The 17,953-nt window shown below is 70.8% G+C and carries 10 protein-coding genes (1 of these 10 only partly in view); 1 reads left to right on the plus strand and 9 read right to left on the minus strand.

Going from position 1 to position 17,953, the window contains the following annotated elements; genetic code table 11:
- The 9 genes from HZS56_RS18615 to eccD all read right to left on the minus strand — a co-directional run.
- Positions 1 to 4,792 carry the beginning of a lonely Cys domain-containing protein gene (locus tag HZS56_RS18615; protein ID WP_216721827.1) on the minus strand. 24,659 nt of this gene lie to the left of the window's left edge, so the window shows 4,792 of its 29,451 coding nt (coding positions 1–4,792); the start codon lies at positions 4,790 to 4,792; its stop codon lies off the left edge, out of view.
- Positions 4,793 to 5,140: a hypothetical protein gene (locus HZS56_RS18620; protein ID WP_216721828.1), complete on the minus strand. Its 348-nt coding sequence runs from the start codon at positions 5,138 to 5,140 to the stop codon at positions 4,793 to 4,795.
- Positions 5,137 to 5,658, minus strand: coding sequence for a YbaB/EbfC family nucleoid-associated protein (locus tag HZS56_RS18625; RefSeq protein ID WP_216721829.1), 522 nt, complete (start codon positions 5,656 to 5,658; stop codon positions 5,137 to 5,139). The genes HZS56_RS18620 and HZS56_RS18625 overlap by 4 nt, the downstream gene beginning before the upstream one ends.
- A gap of 15 nt (positions 5,659 to 5,673) precedes the next feature.
- Positions 5,674 to 8,946: an AAWKG family protein gene (locus tag HZS56_RS18630; RefSeq protein WP_216721830.1), complete on the minus strand. Its 3,273-nt coding sequence runs from the start codon at positions 8,944 to 8,946 to the stop codon at positions 5,674 to 5,676.
- A 12-nt stretch (positions 8,947 to 8,958) separates the two neighbouring features.
- Positions 8,959 to 9,432 carry a type VII secretion system-associated protein gene (locus tag HZS56_RS18635; protein ID WP_216721831.1) on the minus strand — a complete coding sequence of 158 codons (474 nt, stop codon included), beginning with the start codon at positions 9,430 to 9,432 and terminating at the stop codon, positions 8,959 to 8,961.
- Positions 9,433 to 9,465: 33 nt separating this feature from the next.
- Positions 9,466 to 9,786 (minus strand): WXG100 family type VII secretion target, encoded by a 321-nt coding sequence (locus HZS56_RS18640; RefSeq protein WP_216721832.1) that lies wholly within the window; start codon positions 9,784 to 9,786, stop codon positions 9,466 to 9,468.
- Between the two features lie 66 nt (positions 9,787 to 9,852).
- On the minus strand, positions 9,853 to 10,230 hold the full coding sequence (locus HZS56_RS18645) for a WXG100 family type VII secretion target (RefSeq protein ID WP_216721833.1): 378 nt from the start codon (positions 10,228 to 10,230) through the stop codon (positions 9,853 to 9,855).
- A 397-nt stretch (positions 10,231 to 10,627) separates the two neighbouring features.
- On the minus strand, positions 10,628 to 12,130 hold the full coding sequence (eccB, locus tag HZS56_RS18650; RefSeq protein ID WP_216721834.1) for a type VII secretion protein EccB: 1,503 nt from the start codon (positions 12,128 to 12,130) through the stop codon (positions 10,628 to 10,630).
- A 19-nt stretch (positions 12,131 to 12,149) separates the two neighbouring features.
- Entirely contained in the window at positions 12,150 to 13,547 is a 1,398-nt protein-coding gene (eccD, locus tag HZS56_RS18655; RefSeq protein ID WP_216721835.1) for a type VII secretion integral membrane protein EccD, read from the minus strand.
- Between the two features lie 359 nt (positions 13,548 to 13,906).
- Here eccD and eccCa point away from each other — a divergent pair, with 359 nt between their 5' ends.
- Positions 13,907 to 17,860, plus strand: coding sequence for a type VII secretion protein EccCa (eccCa, locus tag HZS56_RS18660; RefSeq protein ID WP_253914477.1), 3,954 nt, complete (start codon positions 13,907 to 13,909; stop codon positions 17,858 to 17,860).
- The last annotated feature ends 93 nt before the right edge of the window (positions 17,861 to 17,953 follow it).

Below are 17,953 nucleotides of genomic sequence, written 5' to 3' on the forward strand. Positions count from 1 at the left end.
GGCTCTCCCACTCCAGCGCCTTGGTCCTGGCCCAGAACAGCGCGGTGCGCTCGGCATCCCCGACGGTCTTCGAGCCGTCGGGCCGTCGCAGGACGTGGGCGGCGGCGTCCAGGCCCGACGCGTCGTAGGCGGACAGCTCCCGCGCCACGGCGGTCACGTGCGGCAGGTCGACGAAGTCGGAGAGCACGCTGTCGGGTTGCCGGTTCACGGTGTCGGCGGCGCTGAACAGCAGGGCTCGGATGTCGACGGGGCCCGCCTGGTCGCCGTGCTGCCGCACGTGGTGCGCCTGGGCGGCACGCTCCAGCAGGTCGAGGGTGAACGGGGTGAGGTCGCGCAGTGCCGGGTCGGCGGCGCGCAGGGTCTCCAGCGCGCCGATGCCGGCGAGGAGTTCTCCGTACCGGCTGTCGTCCTCGATCGTCGTGCCGAAGGTCAGCCGCAGGGCGCGGACCAGCCGCAGCGTGCGGTCGCGCGTGGCGTCCGAGACCGGCTGGGTGGGGTCCGTGTGCAGGCCGGCGGCGCGGGCGCGGTCGTCGAGTACGGTTCCGGCGGGCTCGGGGCGGATCTCCAGCCACCTGCCGCGCCGGCCTCGCGAGTCCGTGTACATGAAGTGGACGAACTTGCCGTTCCGCCGTTTGACGCCCACCGGGTGGGTGGCGGCGTACACGGTGCGTCCGGTCTCGTTGGCGATGTGCTGGGCCTCGCTGATGACCCCCACCGGGTCGGAGACGAAGACGTCCTTGATGCCTCTGCGGGTACGGAACAGGCCCGGAAGCGCGGCATCCTGGCACGCCTCCGCCACGATGGCGTGATCCTTGGGCAGCCGCGCCAGGCTCGGACGCCGCTTCAGCATGCCGCCGGTCGCCGGCCCCTGGGAGTGGTGGGACGGGTCCGTCTTCGTCGGTGCCGCGGTCGTCCCGGCGGTCCCGTGTGCGGCGTGGAGGTACGCCGGTTTGCCGGCGAACGGAACGGCCTCGCTGTCCTTGGTCCACTCCCGGGTCACCGGGTCGAGGTGCCACAGCTCCGTCGCCGACAACGCATACCGCAGCGTTCGGACCCGGCGCGGAGCCTCGGAGTCGGTGAACAGGCCCCGGCCGATCTGCTTCCCGTCCATGACGATGGTGTGGGACTGCACCTCGTTCTCCCAGGCCGGGGCGTTCTCGGACTCCGCCGGATCCCGGACGAGTCCGGGAGTGCTGAGGATCCAGTCGGCGGGTGAGAGCCCCTTCGCGAAGGTCAGGGAGGGGACGAAGGGCAGGGACGGGTCGTCCTGCGGCTCCACCGAGACGTGTCCGTTGACCGCCCAGACGTCCCGCCCGATCCGGTCCGCGACCTGGCGCGGGAGCTTCTGCTCCCCGTTGCCGGCCCCGGAGACGATCAGTACCACGGGAGTGTCCGTCGGGAGACCGCTCAATTCGAGGTCGAGAGCCACCAGTTCGGCGAAGACGTCGATCGGTACCCGGCGCGGGGGCCCGGCATCACCCCGCACGACGACGTGCTCGTGGTCGCCGTCCGCCACCACGACGTACGGTTCCGGCCCGCCCGGACGGTGCCAGCGTGCGGGCTGGGCCTCGGCATACTGGGGGGCTTCCCCGGTTCTGAGGGTCACCTCGCCGGTGCTGGTGGGGTCCCAGTGGGGGAGGGCGGTGCCCGTCCAGTTGCGGCCCCGGAAACGGCCCTCGGGAGAGACCAACGCGTGGGTGCCGGAACGGACACCCCAGAGCTCCAGATGGAATGCGGCCAGCCTGGCCAGGCCGGTCATCTGCTGCGTCTCCGGCTCCATCGCGAGCCGGAGCAGGTCACCGCGCAGGGTGTTGGTCACCGGATCAGCGGGATCCAGGAGCAGCACCCGGCGGGTCACGGCGTCCAGGTCGAGGGGCCCGGCGCGCAGCGCAGGGTCGGCCCGGCGGAGCCGGTCGATGCGCGCGAGGGCGTCCAGCAGCACGGGATACTGCCGGCTCGACCCAATGCCGGGGCCCAACACGTCCACCAGCAGCTGCTGGTGGTGAAGTTCGTCCGACGGCGGGGAGTCGTCGAGGTCCATGGGGTCCGGACCGTGTGCGTCGGTCTCCCGGTCCGCGATCACGTCGAGCGGCTCCGGGGACCCGGGCGCGGAGGAGAGGCCGGGCATCTCGGCCGGTTCCCGGGCGCTGAGGACGCCATCGTCGAAGGAGTCGAAGGAGTCCAAGGACACGTCCGGCAGGACCGGCTGTACGGCGGACTTGGCGGAGAGCGGTGCCACCGGGTGCGCGTCGGTCGGCAGTGCGCCGGACTCGGTCGGGACCGGCTCATAAGGGGGCGGGGGGTCGGAGTCCGGGGCGGGCGGCCAGGACTTGGACTCGGTCGGGAACTGCTCGTAGGGCGGCGGGGCGTCGACGTCCGGGTCGATGGCGGTCCCGGACCTGGTACCGGGGTCGGTCCCGGACTTCGTGCCCGGTTCCGTGTCGGACTTGGTGCCGGGCTCCGGCTCGGTGATGTGCGGACCGGACTGACCGGAGCGATCGGTCTGCTCGGACTCCGGGGTGCGGATGTCGTCCGGTCCGGCGGCGGGACGGCCGGGCGGGGTGGTCTGCTGCCGTTGCTGCGAGGCTGCGTGCGGGGCTCCGGGGATCGGCGAGGCGGCGTGCGGGGCTCCGGGGGCCGGCGAGGCGGCGGCCGGCTGTGCGGGAGCGGTGGCCGGTGGTGCGAGGTGCGCTGGCGGGGGCGCCTGTTCCTGCTGGCCCGGGGTGGGCCGCCCTGTCCCGTGTGTGGCGGACTCCGGGTTGGCGGACTCCGGGGTGGCGGACTCCGAGGTGATGGGGCGCGTCTCCCGCCCCGGCAGGGGTTCCTGCTCCGGTCGGCCGGGTGCGGGCGTCGTTCCGTGCGTCGTGGGGGACGCTTCCGGAGTGGTCGTGCCGTCCTCGGCGTTCTCCTCCGCAGTGGCCGCGTCGGCACGGGCCGTGGGGGTGTCGCCGTGGGCCGCCGACCGCCGGTGTTCGGGCGTGCTCCGGGATTCGGGGTCCCCGGCGGGCTGCGAGCCCTTCGAGACGGCGGGGTCGTCCCCGGTGGCGTCCTCGCGACCGGTGAGCGGAGCGTTCGTGTCGGCGTCGGCTCCGGGGCTCCACTCTGCCGACCGGGCCGGAGGAAGCCCCGGGGCGGACGACGACACGGTGGCGGGCTTGCCGCCCGGCAGGCCGTTGTCCGTGTCGCCGAGCGGGGTGTGCTCCGCCGGCGTCGTCACCGGGGGGTTGAGCGTGCCGGCGACGGTGTCGGCGTCCGGGGACTGCGAGGCCGGATGTGTGCCCGGGAGAGGACCGGGGGGCACGGCCGGGGTGTCGCTGTCGACGTCGGCCAAACCGAAGTCCCTCTGGGGCGCCGGTTCCGGGTGCGGGCTCGACGGGGTGGGGAAGGACGGTTTGAGGCCCGGTGCCCCGGCGCCTGCTGCCAGCGCTCCCGCACCCGCTGCCCCGGCGCCCGGCAGCGCACCGGGGAGGACGTCGGGGACCGACGACACGGACGAACTGGACGACGCGAACGAGGCCGTGCTGAACGTGGAGTCGACGGAGGAGGCGGACGAGACCGACGAAGCGTCGCTGGCGACCGAGGCGGCGTCGCTGAAGTCGTCGACGGACGACGCGGCGTACTCGGAGCCGTACGACGGCGCGGCCGGTGTGTAGGGACTGTCCCAGGTGTCGCTGGTGGCAAGGCTGCCCGGCCCGGCCAGGGGGCTGCTGTCGACGTCGGACAGGGGGTCGGCGGCGGAAGAAGAGGGAGCCGGGACGGCAGCAGTGGCGCCGTCGTACCCGGCGCCGTCCTCGTACCCGCCTTCACTGTCGAGGTCGTCCGGCAGGTGGTTGAGGTCCGCGGCATCGAGTCGGTGGTCGGCGACGAACTTGTTGTGCACCCACTTCCCGCCGAACGCCGCGCCGTCGGAGGCCGCTTCGAAGACGATGCCCGTGATGCCGGCGCTGACGAACGTGCCGGGACTGACCACGAACGCGCCGGTGAAGGCCAGACTGGTTATCCCCACGGCCAACGTCTCGGCCTGACCCTCGTTGACGAAGGCGACGGGAAGTTCGGCCACCTCCTTCCAGAACAGGTCGTCCTTCTTGAAGATTTGGTTGATTATGTGTCCCGCGAACCGGGCGCCGAGGTCCCCGAAAAGCCCCGCGAACGCGCCCATGACGAACGACTGCGCGACTCCCTTCCAGTCGATTTCCTTGAGGCGGCGGTCCGGTTCGTCCGGCACGGACATGGCCAGCACACTTGCCCCCAAGTGCGTCAACGCCTCTTCGATCGCCTCCAGCACCACGGACAGCGGCGTGGGCACCGCCTGGCTCATCCGTTGGTAGATCAGCAGGATCGTGAGCGCGGTGCGTGCCTTCTGGGCCGCCGCCTCGGTGAGTGACGTACCGCCGGTGAAGACGGCCAGGGCGGCGATCAGCGCAAGCTCGATGTGCATGATGATCAGCTCGATGAGGATCTGGTACTTGCCCTCGGTGAGCTGGATCGAGCGGTCCACCTGTCTGTCGGCGATTTTCCGGATTTCCGCGGACAGGTTGGCCAGGTGGTTCTGGCCGTTGTCGTCGACGAAGGTTTTCATCGCGCCGATGAACTGCTCGGCGACCTGGGGCGGGAGGGATCTCCCCGCGGCGGTGATCGCCTCCTTCATCATCGCGGACAGGTCGTCGATCTCGGTCGCCAGCTGTTGGTAGGGAACGCGGCTCGCGTAGCCCCGGTCCTCGTCCCCCATGGGGGGCGGGCCCACCCAGGCGGTGAGGTACCCCTTGTCGGAGGCCGAGAAGGTGATCGCCATTCAGCGCCTGGTTTCGCTCTCCGCGCCCTGTGCCGCGATGTCGTCCAGCGCCTGCAACTGCGGCCGCTGCACCTCCCCGGCCTGTGCGCCGAATGCTTCCGCCACCGTCAGGAAGTTGGTTATGAGGCTCCTGACCGTGGGCAGGATCTGCTGCAGTTCCTGTTCCACCTGCGGAACGATGGCGTCGGCGAAGGAGTCGCCTTCGCCCTCCTTGCCCCAGCAGTCGTCGAATTCCGCGACGCCGTCCTCGAACCGGGGCACGATCCCTTCGTATTGCTGCACGAGGTCGGCCCAGCTCTTGCCGCTCGCAAGGATCTCCGAGACGTCCGTGACGAACTTCTTGCTCATGGCTGCGCGCCCTCCTGCCGTTCCCGTCGGCCGTCCTCCGTGCCGCGAGCCGACGTCCCGGGCGGGACGGGTGGCTCCTCGTCGTCCTCGACGATCTCGTCACGGAGCCGGCTCATCGCTGTCGGGCCCTTCGGCGCGGCGGTCTCGGTCAGCAGCGATCCGAAGACCGACTTCCAGTCGACGCCCACCCGGTCCGGGACGTCGTCCCACGCGGTCAACCGGGTGAGCGGCTCAAGGGTGTCGACGACCCGGCGGGCCATCTCGGCCCGGGCCAGGTTCGTGGCCTCCAGGACCGCCGCGGACAGCTGGGCCGCCGCCATGGTCCGGTACCTGCCGTCGAGGAATTCGAGGCCGGTCAGCTCCCCCTTCGCGCCGACGGACACGCGGACCGACCGGTCCGCCGAACGCGCGCTGACCGATGCGGCGTCCAGCTCGGACTGTGCCGAGGCCGTGGCATCCTCCACCGTCTTGAGGCGCGCCCTCGCCCGGGCCACCCGGTCCTCGATCGGCTGACTCATCCCCGTCTCCTTCCGTCAGCGTCCCAGGGCCTGCGGTGCGCCGCCCTCTTCGGTGCCCCAGACGTCCTCGTCCTCGGCCAGCCAGGTGGTCCGTTCCCGGTCCCCGCTCTCCGTCTGCGGCCGGTCCCCCGCCCCGCCCATGCCTCCCATGGGCGGCATGAAGGGTGATCCGCTGCTGGTCTGCGCGTTCCGGGCAGCCACGCGGTGCTCCTCCTCGTCGACCGTCGGCGTGGTGGCGGCGGTCCGGGCGGAGCGCGCGACGCCGGGTTCGATGACGGTCCTGGTGCGCTCGCCGGAGTTCCCGCCGGCGTCGCCCCCGACGCCCCGCCCCATCGGCGGGTACATCCCCGGCGACCCGCTTCCCGTACCGGAGCCGCCGGCGGAGGCGGCCGCGGCGTCGCTGCCCTGCGGGCGGCCGAGCGCCGAGGAGAGGTCGTCCTGGTTGTAGAGGTTGTCGCCGAACGCGGAGGAATACGCCGAGCCGGGGGAGCCGCCGCCCTGGTTGTAGGCCGAGAGGTCGGGAGGTTGCGGAAGGTCGGCGATCCGTTGCCGGATCAGTTCGTCGAAGTCCTTGTTCCCGGCGGACAGCCGGTCGTACTCGGCCTGGACGTCGCCCATGCGCTCGTCGTACTCGGCCCTGGCGTCCCTGCGGGCCTGCTGGGCGTCGGTGCGAGCCTGCTCCCGGTCCTCCTGGGCGTCGGCCTTCGCCTGGTCGTACTCGCCCCGCGCCTCGGCCTCGGCGGCGTCCGCCCGTTCGAGGGCTTCGCGCTCGGCGGCGTCGATCTCGTCGAGCCGGCGGTCGTAGTCCTGGCGGGCCTGGCTCTCGTCGGCCCCGGCGGCCAGCTCGCGGTCGTACTCCTCGCGGGCCTGTGTCCGGTCCTGTTCGGCCTGTTCGCGCGCCTGGTCCCGCTCCTCCTCGGCGTCGGCCTTCTGCTGCTCGTACTCCTGCCGGGCCTCCTGCTCCTGACGGTCGGCCTCGGCGACGGCGGCCTCGCGTTCGGCCTGGGCGTCGGCCTTCTGCTGCTCGTAGTCCTGCTGCGCCTGCTCCTGGGCCTGCTGGGCCTCCAGCCTGGCCTGCTGCCGCTCCACCGTGGCCTCGCGGCGGGCCCGGTCCTGCTCGGCCTGCGCAGTGGCCTGCGCCTCGTCCTGTTCCTGCTTGGCGGCTTCCCGGTCTGCCTCGTACTGCGCCTGCTGCTGTTCCTGTTCGGCCTTGGCGGCGGCCTTCTCCTGTTCGGCCTCCGCCTTCGCCGCCTCCTGCTCGGCCTCGGCCTCCGCCTTCTCGCGGTCCTGCTCCGCCTCGGCCTCGGCCTTCTCCTTCTCGTACTCGGCCTTGGCGGCCTCCTCCTCGGCCTCCGCCTCCGCCTTCTCCTTCTCCTGTTCGGCCTTGGCGGCGGCCTTCTCCTGTTCGGCCTCCGCCTTCGCCGCCTCCTGCTCGGCCCGGGCCCGCTCCCGTTCCTTGTCTGCCTCGTCCTGGGCCTTCTGGTTCTGCGCGACGACGAAGGCCCGCTGCTCGGCGGCCGCCTGTTCGGCCTCCGCCTGCTGCTGTTCCTGGTCCGCCTTGGCTTGGGCTTTTTCCTGGTCGGCTTCGGCTTTGGCGGCTTCCTGTTCGGCTTTTGCCTGGGCCTTTTCCTGCTCTTGCTCCGCCTTGGCCTGGGCTTTTTCCTGGTCGGCTTCAGCCTTGGCGGCTTCCTGTTCGGCTTTTGCCTGGGCCTTTTCCTGCTCTTGCTCCGCCTTGGCCTGGGCCTTCTCCTGGTCGGCTTCAGCCTTCGCCGCGGCCTGCTCCGCTTCGGCCTCGGCCTTCTCCTTCTCCTTCTCGGCCTTGGCCTCCGCCTTCTCCTTCTCGTAGTCCGCCTTCTGCTGCGCCTGTTCGGCCTCGGCGTCGGCCTTCTCCTGGTCGGCCTCCGCCTTCGCCTTGGCGGCCTCCTCCTCGGCCTTCTTCTTCTCGGCCTTGGCCTCCGCCTCGGCGGCGATGTCAGAGAGAGGGCGGCTGTCCTTGTCGGTGATTTCGGCGTCGAACGCCTTGCTGAGGTCGTAGAACGCGTTCCTGATCGCCGCAATGGCCTCGGCACCCGCCGGGGCCAGCCAGTCCTGCGCGGACTCGTTCCAGCGCTTGACCGCCTCGTTGCCGATCTCTCTCCAGGTGGTCATGCTGGCGGGCGGGCCGTACTCCCTCATCCCGCTGTCGTCATTCTGCGAGATCGCCGCGATGATGATCGTGTTCTTGAAGCCTTCCTCCGCCGCTACGTACGTGGAGTCCTTGGACGTGTTGCCTTGCTCATTGATGCTCGACACCTCAATGGTCGTTTTCGAGTAGTGGTGATCGAACATCCTGCTGAAGCCGTCCCGCAGCATGTCGTAGAGCCAGCGCCCCGGGTTGCTCTCCCTCTCCCACGCCTGCCAGGCCCTCAGGAGGTTCTCCGCCTGGGTGAGAATCACCTGCTGGGCCTCTGCGAGGGCACGGGCCGGCGCGGAATTCACCGTCACGCCGTCGATGGTGACCGGACTGCCGGAATCGCCCTGGGCGGTGAGCTGGTCTACGTAACCCTCGTAGTTCCGCGCCAGTTTGTGGACGAGTTCCTTGAAGAGGGCGGCGGACGTACCGTCCCAGGAGTCGCTGCCCTCTCCGATGTTCTCGGTGTCCCACTTGCCGACGGTGGCCGAACTGTCCTCGAAGAACTTGACGACCCGGTCGAATGCCTGTGCCGCCTCGGTGAAGGAGAGCAGGTTGACGTATTCCCCGTCGGTCACTTCCCGCCCGCGGTTGACGAAACCGCGGGTGGAGTAGTCGGGGGCCTCCGTCAGCTTCTTGAGTGCCGCCCTTGAACCGTAGACGTACTGGACCAGGGCGTTGGTGTTCCAGCTGAGGCTGTCACCCTCCCAGTTCCAGCCGCCCTTGTCCTTCAGGTTGTCACTGGTCTTTCCGTAGTCACTGATCCAGTCGTCGCCGTCGAACCAATCCTCCTTGTACTGGGCGAGGAAGGTGATGTGTGCGCGATAGCTGTGGAGCGAGTCGCCGGCGGAGCCCCCCGTTTGGTTGTTATTGGGGGCGTAGTACGGAAAGGTGTAGTCGGTGTTGTGCGTGTGCCAGCCGTCCGGAAGCAGGAAATTGGACTGGTAGCTCGGACCGCCCACGTGGTCCAGCCGGACATGCATCAGCGGGATGGCTTCGTTGCCCTTGAGGGTGTCGAACACCGTGTTCCGGTCCGGCAGGACATAGCCCGTGAGCATCTGGACGGCTTTCTGCCAGGTGTCCCCTGTGAGATCGGTTCCCTCGCCGTCGGCGGCCATCGCGAAGCCCCGCTACCCTTCCTGACCCTGACCCGAGCCCTGACCACCTGAAGAAGCGCCCGGATTCGTCGAACTGCTGTCGACATCCTCGAAGAGGTCCGAGAATTCCTCCGGTGTGATGCTCTCGAGGTTCTTTCCCTGGGCCTCCGCCAACTTCTCGATGGTGTCCCACAAGGCCTGCTCGAGGTCTTCGAAGAGGGTCACGTGCGACTCAAGAATGTGTTGGAGCGCCTCCGCGCCCTGCTGAACGGCAGAGTTCAGCTGGCTCGCCTCCTCGATGGCGTCCTCACCGTTGGTCATGCGACCGAGGTTCAGCGGCTTCGACACATCGAGTGTTTCGGCGGCCACATCGTGCACGAGCGTCGAGATCGCGACGGCGCCGTTCGGCTCGTCCTTGAGGATGTTCTCGAGTCCCGCCTTGAACGTCTCGATGTGCTCGGAGATGAAGTTCTTCAGGAACTCGCTGTCGAGGACCACGCCGGCCATGCTCTTGTCCTTCCGTCACGTCACCCGGTGGTGTCAGCGGCTGCCGATCCGGATGTCGCCCCAGCGCTGGGCCAGGCTCTGCTCCGTGTACCGGTAGTTGCCGGAGATCTCGGTGAGCAGGCCGGAGTGGTTGGCGAGCAGGGTCTTGATGTTCGCGACGGCGCCGTCCCAGGCCGCCTGTACTTCGCTGTAGACCTCCCTGTCCTCACCGATCCAGCTGTTGCGGAGCTCGGACAGTTCCATCTCCAGGTTGGCCAGGATGCTCATGATCGACTGGGACTGGCTGATCATGTCGTCGGCCGCGCCTTCGGCGTGGTTGTAGTCGACGTAAATAAAGCCGTCGGAGAAGTCCACCGGATTCCTCGATTCGCGGGGAGGGGCACGCGGGGGGAAGGGCTCGGAGTGCTGCCGGGTGTGGGGCTAGCTGAGGGGGTTGGTGCCGGCCGTGGGGGCGGGAGTGTCGGCCGTGCCGTTGAGCTCGTCGAACACCGCGGTGGCGCGTGAGTACGCCGAGTCGATCGCCTCGTTGTTGGCGCCCTGCTGGCCCGTGTGCTCCTGGAGCGTTTCGTTGAGCTGGTCGACCATCCGGTCCAGGTTGAGCAGGATGGTGTCGACGTGCCCGTCCCACTGCTCCAGCAGCTGCTTGTACTTGCCGCCGTCCGCGCCCTGGTAGCTGGAGGCGAGCGTCTGCGCCGTGGACTGGACGTCCTGCTGGCAGCGCTGGACACCGGTGAAGGCCTGTTCCAGCGCCAGGACTCCGTTGCGAGTGGCGCCTTCTTCTGATTGCTGCATGGCCATGAGATAACTCCCTTTCGGGCGAGGCTCACTGTGCGATGGCCCCACGTCACCCCGTGGGCAGACAGGGTGTTCCCGCGGGCCGGTCGGCACGTCGGGGCATGAGGTGAGCTTGATGCTAAGCAGGGCGCAAGTGGATTGGCAATTGTCGCTTCGGGCCTTTGCGGCGCCTGAAAGGTCGAATTCGATCGCTCAGTTGAGCAGTTTCGGGGAATTAACTCCGCTCAGGTGAGCGGAGTGAGGGACTTGGTCGGACAGACCGGGCAATGCTGCCTTCCGTGGAGGGGCGTCCGCAGGTCGGGGTTAACGTGAGGTGGAAGCGTGGAGTTCAAAAATTCCCCCGCCCGACGATGTACGGATAAGTGCTCGCCGATTCCCGGTGAAGTGCCCGCTCTGTCCGCTATTCCTTCGGGCAGCGCAGTGTCACCCGGGCCTCGCCCGAGGACGCCGCCTCGGGGGTCAGGTCGGGGCCGCTGGGCAGCATGGACAGGAGCTGGGACGGCATCGTGCGGGCCTCGCCGCTGTCGTAGCCGAGTGCTTTCGCCCCGTCCTGGGACAGCAGCCGGTACTTCACGCCCTCGTCCGTGACCAGGTAGGTGGTGTCGCCCAGGGCGCTGCCGCTCGCGCTCAACGCCCGCACCAGTGCGCCCTTTCCGGCGCGTACCGCGATGGAGTCGACCTTCAGGCAGCCCGGTTCGGTCTCGGGCGACGGCGGCTGCACGGGCTCGGGGAGGGCGGTCTCGGGCAGCAGCGTGGTGCCCACGCGGACGCCGGAGCCCGTGGACGCGACGGCGGCGCAGGCCGCGGAGCCGGCGGCGACGGCGACCGGTTCCGGCGGGGTCGCGGGCAGCCTCGTGGACCCCGTTTGGCCGAAAGCCCCGTCGGCCGCCTGGCCGGAGGAGGAGTTCGGTGCCAGGTGCTCCGCGAGGATGTCCGCGCCGAGCGTCGCCACGGTCGCGGTGCCTCCGCCGTACGCCTTCTCGCGGGTGAGCGGGTCGCCCAGCAGCAGGGTGGCCTCGGTGGCGGTGAGCGGGGCGAGGCCCTCCCGCGTGAGCAGGTGGTAGCGGGCGTCGGAGCCGGGTACGCCGACCCGGAAGAGCTGGCCGACCCTGGTGCTCCGCCCGGCCAGTTCCGGGCCCTTCTCGCCGCGGCCCGCCACCTCGGGCGGGGTCAGGCCGGGGCCCAGGGGGAGGGCGTCGAGGAAGGCCGCCGACACCGGGCGGGGTTCGGCACTGCCGTACCCGAGGGCCTCGGTCGCCTTGGCACGCTCGTCCAGGGGCAGGCGGCTGCCCTGCCAGAGCAGGTAGGTGACGTCGTCGGGCCCGATGACCAGCAGGCCCTCGTCGGCGCCCAGTTGCCGGCCGCCGGGCAGGTTCTCCGGCGCGTCGGTGCCGAGGGCGAGTGTCGTGGTGGCCGTGACGACGCCGGTCGTCCTCGGCCGGACGCCGGAGCACACCAGCCAGGGCGTACCCGCCAGGTCGTCGGTGCCCGGCAGCGCCTCGGGACCGTCGGGGATGCCGGCCGGCGCCCCGTGCGGTGTGCCGGCGAGCGAGGACGAGCCCACCGTCGTGACGCCGATGTCGCCGCCGGCGATCAGCCGCGCCGACGCGTAGTTGCGCACCGGGCGCAGCCGCCCGTCCAGGTACAGGTAGCGGGCGCCGGTGTCCTTGTTGACGATCAGCTCCTCGCCCGAGCGCCACGAGTTGTTCCCACCGGGCTTGATGAGCCCGAAGACGAAGGCGCCGGCGCAGACCAGCACCGCGATGATCACGCCGATGGCGGCGCCTCGGTTGGTCCGGCCCAGCGGGCTCTCCGGGGCGTCGGGCTCGGCGCGCAGCATGGCCGAGGCGAGTCTGCCCATGATGAAGAGATGGGCCTGGACCTGGTCGCGTTTGCTGTGCATGTCGCCGTTTCTCCCCGGTTCAGCCGTTGATGCCGCGCAGCCGGCCGTAGACGCCCATCGACCAGAGCGTCAGCGGCAGGATGCTGAGGGCGGCGAGCGAGTGCAGCAGTTCCGCGGCGCGCCCCCAGTACGGGACGAGCCGCCGGCCGGGCACGCTCCACGAGGCGATCGTGACCGCGGCGGCCAGCCCCAGCAGGCCCGCTGCCAGGGTCAGCCGGTCCGCCGGGTCGAGGGAGCGGGCCGACACGACGAGGAGCAGCACCACCCCGAAGACCCCGGCGGTGGTCAGCGCCAGCCGCTGCCAGACGTTGCCCAGCCCCCGGCTGTGGAGCAGCAGCAGGAGCGACAGGGCCACGACGGTGAGGACCTCGGCGAGGCCCGCGTCGGCCGTCAGTGCCGCCAGACAGGGCAGGCAGACCAGGCCGACGGCGGTGTAGAACGCGGTCATCCAGTCGTCGGCCAGTGCGGACCGGGCGTCGACGTCGGAGGAGGAGTACGGGTCGATGCCCTGCTGCAGCTGCTGGACGTTGGTCGGCAGCGGCGGCATCCGCATGCCGGCCAGCCGGAAGGACAGCGAGGGCACGAAACCCCCGAACAGCACCACCACGACGGCCACCACGCCGGCCGCCTGCTGCGGTGCCAGGTCGAGGGTGATCAGCCCGGCGCCGAGCGCGCCCGCCGCCGCGATGCCGGCCGCGCCGACGAACAGCGCCGGGTGCACGCCGACCGCCGCCAGGGCGAGCACCGCGCCCGCACAGCCGGCCGCGGACGCCGCCAGCAGTCGCGCACCGAGGACGGCCTCGCCGTCGGCACCGCCCAGTTCGCCGCCGGGCAGCAGCCAGCCGGCCAGGGCGAAGTAGGGGGCCGCCATCAGTCCCAGGACCGAGCCCGCGCCGGCGTCCCCGACGGCGCGGGAGGCGGAGCCCGCGCCGGCGATCAGGAGCAGCCCGGCGGCCGAGGCGGCGACCGCCCGTACCCAGCCCGCCGTGCCCGGCACGGCCAGCAGCACGAGCGTCAGGGTCAGGGTGGCCGCGGCCAGTCCGAGCAGCAGCCGCCGGCCGGCCTCGGGGCTCCAGCCGTGCGGTCTGCGGCCCATGCCGTCGGAGATGCCGTCGACCAGGTCGTCGATGTGGACCTCGGGCAACGCCTCGGTGCGTGGGCGCAGATAAAGCTCCTCTCCGTCCCGCAGACCGAGGGAGTCCAGGGTACTCTCGGGGTCGAGCGGCGGGCCGCCGAGGCGTTGGAGGACCCAACCGCCGTGCTCCAGGCCGGCTTCCTCCAGGTCGTCCCCTCCGTAGCCGATCACCGTGGGCAGCAGATCGGCGACGGGGACGTCGGAGGGCACGGCCAGGTCGACCGTCCTGGCCGGAGCACGTACGGTGACGCGGCACAGGCTTGCCGCCTGAATCTCAGTCATGAGCTCGGAGTTCACACTTTCTGGCGGCCACTGGATGTTCTGGCGGCCACTGGATGCGCGGTGGCTGAAGGTGTGGCAGCGGCACGCCGGTTGGTCGCTGACCGCGACGAAATCGTCGGACGGGGCACGCGCCGACGAGTTTGACCGTACGCCGGGCTTTTCGCAACACCACTTCGGAGTTCAGCGTTACGGAACCCCGGGGAAATCTTCCCGCAGCCGTCGTGGCAGAGTCTGGCCCTTTACGGAAAATCCGCGACGTACCTGCGTCGTTCCCGCGGAATTCATGCCGAAATCATTGAGGAGGACGTTCGTTGAGCGTGATCCTGTTCCGCAGGCCGGCTCGCCGTAAAGGGCCGGAAATGCCCTCCGGTGAACTGAGTCTGCAGGAACCGCCGACGCTTCCGGAAGTCGTCCCCGACAGTTCCGCGGTGTGGACCTATCTGCCGATGGCGCTGATGTCGGTCTCCATGATGCTGATGTTCATGCGGCCCGGCATGAGCAGGGGCAGCGGCGGGTTCATCTACATCGCGCTCGGCGTGATGGTGATCGCCTCCGCGGGGATGATGCTCGGTCAGGTCATGCGCCGCAACGGCGAGCGCAAGCAGCGGCTGAAGGGCGAGCGCCGGGACTACCTGCGCTATCTGCGTCAGACCAGGCGCGTGGTGCGGACGTCCGTGGTCGAGCAGCAGCGTGCCCTCGCCTGGCGCCATCCCGAGCCGGACGCCCTGTCGTCGCTGGTGCGCAGCACCCGGCTGTGGGAACGCCGGGCGTCCGACGAGGACTTCGCGGAGGTGCGGATGGCGGTGGGCGACCAGCGTCTGGCGATGAAGCTGACGCCGCTGTCCACCAAGCCCGTGGAGGACCTGGAGCCGCTGGCGGCGCACGCGCTGCGCAGCTTCACCCGGGCCTACTCGAGCGTGCGGGACCAGCCCATCGCGGTCTACCTGCGGGCCTGGTCGAAGGTGCTGTTCCGGGGCGACGAGGAGCAGGTGCGCGGCCTGGCCCGGGCCATGCTGGCCCAGCTGGCGGTCTTCCACTCGCCGGACGACCTGTGGATCGCGCTGTGCGTGTCCGACGAGCGGCGCGCGGAGTGGGAGTGGGCCAAGTGGCTTCCGCACAGTCTGCACCGGCACGAGGAGGACGGTGCCGGGCCCGCCCGGATGGTCGCCTCGGCCTTCGGCGAACTGGAGAACCTGCTCGGTGCCGAGTTCCTGGAGCGGCCGAGCGCGGACCCAGAGGCGGTGCCGGGAAGCGAGGAGCCGTACACGGTCGTCGTGATCGACGGCTGCGAGGTGCCGGCGGGGCACCGTTTCGACGGGCCCGGCTTCCGCAACGCGGTGGTGCTCGACCTGACCGGCGCCCTCGTGTGGCGGCCGGGACGCACCACGCTGCGGCTGGACGTCGGCGAGGGCGGTGTGTCGCTCGTACGCACCGACCGTGACCGCAAGGAGGAGTCGACCCCGCTCGGCAGTCCCGACCGGCTGGGTACGACGGGTGCGCTGGCCCTCGCCCGGCTGCTCGCCCCGTACCGGATGAGCCTGGGCGGCGACGACGCCAGGCCGCTGGCCGACGACGTCGAACTGACCTCGCTGCTGAACATCCCCGATCTGCACCGCCACGATCCGGCCACCCTGTGGGCCAGGTCGACCGGCAGCGCGCGGCTCAGGGTGCCGATCGCGGTGAGCGGCGAGGGCCGGCCCGTGGAGCTGGACATCAAGGAGTCCGCGCAGGGCGGTACGGGACCGCACGGCATGCTCATCGGTGCCACCGGGTCCGGCAAGAGCGAACTGCTGCGCACGCTGGTCCTCTCCCTGGCTCTGACCAACTCCTCCGAGACGCTGAACTTCGTCCTCGTCGACTTCAAGGGCGGCGCCACCTTCCTCGGCCTCGACGAACTGCCGCACACCTCCGCGGTCATCACCAACCTCGCGGACGAGGTGGCGCTGGTCGCCCGCATGCAGGACGCGCTGCACGGAGAACTGATCCGGCGTCAGGAGCTGCTGCGCGCCGCCGGGAACTACACCTCGGCGCTGGAGTACGAGAAGGCGCGGCAGTCCGGGGTGGCGCTGCAGCCGCTGCCCAGCCTGTTCGTCGTGGTCGACGAGTTCAGCGAACTGCTCGCCTCGCACCGCGACTTCATGGAGCTGTTCGTCATGATCGGCCGGCTCGGCCGCAGCCTCGGCGTCCATCTGCTGCTGGCCTCGCAGCGGTTGGACGAGGGCCGCATGCACCAGCTGGAGAGCCATCTGTCGTACCGGATCGGCCTGCGGACGTTCTCGGCGATGGAGAGCCGGGGCGTGCTGGGTGTGCCGGACGCGTACGAGCTGCCCGCGCAGCCGGGCGCCGGATACCTCAAGAGCGGTGTCGCCGCGCTCACCCGGTTCCGGGCCGCCTATGTCTCGGGGCCGTACCAGCGGCGCCGGTCCGTCGTGCAGGCGCAGGTGGCGCGGCAGGTGGTGCCGTGGACGGCGGAGTGGGTGGTGCCGCGCGTTCCCTCGGACCCGGACATCACGGGTGAGCCGGAACCGGAAGAGGAGGAGCCGGAGGGGGAGCGGGACCCGCAGGGCGCGGCCGGCGAGACCCTGCTGTCGGTGGCGCTCGACCGGCTGCGCGACTCGGGACCGCCCGCCCACCAGGTGTGGCTGCCGCCACTGGACCGGCCGGCCACCCTGGACCAGATCCTGCCTCCGCTCGCTCCGGACCCGCGCTACGGCCTGACCACGGCGGACTGGCCGATGCGGGGCCGGCTGACCGTGCCGGTGGGCGTCGTGGACCGCCCCTTCGACCAGTTGCGGGACCTGCTGACGGTCGACCTGTCGGGCTCCGGCGGCCATGTGGCCGTCGCGGGCGGTCCGCAGAGCGGCAAGAGCACCCTGTTGAGGACCCTCATCACCGCGCTGGCCCTCACCCACACCCCGCGCGAAGTGCAGTTCTACTGCCTGGACTTCGGCGGTGGCACGCTCGCCGCGCTGGACGAGCTGCCCCATGTGAGCGGGGTCGCGGCCCGGGTGGACAGCGAGCGGGTGGGCCGTACGATCGCCGAGGTCAACACGGTGCTCAGCAGGCGGGAACGGTTCTTCCTGGAGCACGGCATCGACTCCATGCCCACCTACCGCAGGCGGCGGGCGGCGGGTGAGTTCCCCGACGAGCCGCACGGCGACGTCTTCCTGGTGATCGACGGCTGGTCCACGGTGCGACAGGACTTCGACCGGCACATCCCCACCTTCAACGCGCTGGCCGCCCGCGGGCTCAACTACGGGGTGCACCTGCTGATCACCACCGGCCGCTGGGTGGAGCTGTCGTCCTCGGTGCGCGACCAGACCGGAACCCGGCTGGAGCTGCGGATGGGGGACGCGATGGACTCGCAGATCGACTCCCGCCGGGCGGGGACCGTTCCGCGCAGCCCCGGGCGGGGGCTGACCTCCGAGAAGCTGCACTACCTGTCCGCCCTGCCGCGCCTGGACGGGGTCGAGGAAGCCGACGACCTCGCGGACGGGGTGGCGGGCCTGGTCGCCGCGATCGGCGAGAGCTGGACGGGGCCACGGGCGCCCCGGGTGCGGATGCTGCCGGCGAACCTGCCGGCCGAGGAACTGCCGGCGCCCGCGGGCGAGCTCGGCCTGCGTCTCCCGCTCGGACTGGACGAGAACGAACTGGCCCCGGTCTGGCACGACTTCACCGAGAACCCGCATCTGATCGTGGTGGGCGACACCGAGAGCGGCAAGACGAACCTGCTGCGGCTGGTGGCGCGGGGCATCACCGAGCGGTACACGCCGGCCGAGGCCCGCATCATGGCGGTGGACTACCGGCGCGAACTGGTGGAGAGCGTGCCCGAGCCGTACCGGCTGGGGCACGCGGTCTCCCTGGACATGCTGCGGGAACTGGTGGACGGTGCGGCCCGTGCGGTCAAGCAGCGGGTGCCGGGCGAGGACGTCGCGCCGTCGAGGATGCGGCTGTGCGACTGGTGGCAGGGGCCGCGGCTGTTCATCCTGGTCGACGACTACGACATGGTGGGCGGCGGTCCGATGACGCAGCCGTTCGCCCCGCTCCTCGACCATCTCGCGCTGGGCCACGAACTCGGCCTCCACCTGGTGGTGGCGCGCTCCTCCGCGGGCGCCGGGCGCGGGCTCAACGAGGCGCTGCTGCGCCGGCTGCAGGAGGTGAACACGCCGGGTCTGCTGATGTCCTGCCCGCCGAGCGAGGGGTACCTCTTCGGCAGCGTCAAGGGGCGGGAGCTGATCCCGGGCCGGGCGATACGCATCGCACGGCGCAAGACGTTGCAGATCCAGACGGCGCTGGTGGAGGACGCCCCTTGAGCCGGGGTGTCCCGGCGCGGGCGACTCCGGGGCGGGGCGTCCCGGTGCGAGCCGTCCCGGTGCGGGCGGATTCGGTGTGGGTGGGTTGGGTGT

Source organism: Streptomyces mayonensis (genome assembly GCF_018982965.1).
Classification (GTDB): Bacteria; Actinomycetota; Actinomycetes; order Streptomycetales; family Streptomycetaceae; genus Streptomyces; species Streptomyces mayonensis.

What these genes read in the sequence shown, in the direction of transcription:
- HZS56_RS18620 (WP_216721828.1), bottom strand. Translation starts at nt 5,140, where the DNA reads ATGAGCAAGAAGTTCGTCACGGACGTCTCGGAGATCCTTGCGAGCGGC.
- HZS56_RS18625 (WP_216721829.1), bottom strand. Translation starts at nt 5,658, where the DNA reads ATGAGTCAGCCGATCGAGGACCGGGTGGCCCGGGCGAGGGCGCGCCTC.
- HZS56_RS18630 (WP_216721830.1), bottom strand. Translation starts at nt 8,946, where the DNA reads ATGGCCGCCGACGGCGAGGGAACCGATCTCACAGGGGACACCTGGCAG.
- HZS56_RS18635 (WP_216721831.1), bottom strand. Translation starts at nt 9,432, where the DNA reads ATGGCCGGCGTGGTCCTCGACAGCGAGTTCCTGAAGAACTTCATCTCC.
- HZS56_RS18645 (WP_216721833.1), bottom strand. Translation starts at nt 10,230, where the DNA reads ATGGCCATGCAGCAATCAGAAGAAGGCGCCACTCGCAACGGAGTCCTG.
- eccB (WP_216721834.1), bottom strand. Translation starts at nt 12,130, where the DNA reads ATGCACAGCAAACGCGACCAGGTCCAGGCCCATCTCTTCATCATGGGC.
- eccD (WP_216721835.1), bottom strand. Translation starts at nt 13,547, where the DNA reads ATGACTGAGATTCAGGCGGCAAGCCTGTGCCGCGTCACCGTACGTGCT.
- eccCa (WP_253914477.1), top strand. Translation starts at nt 13,907, where the DNA reads ATGCCCTCCGGTGAACTGAGTCTGCAGGAACCGCCGACGCTTCCGGAA.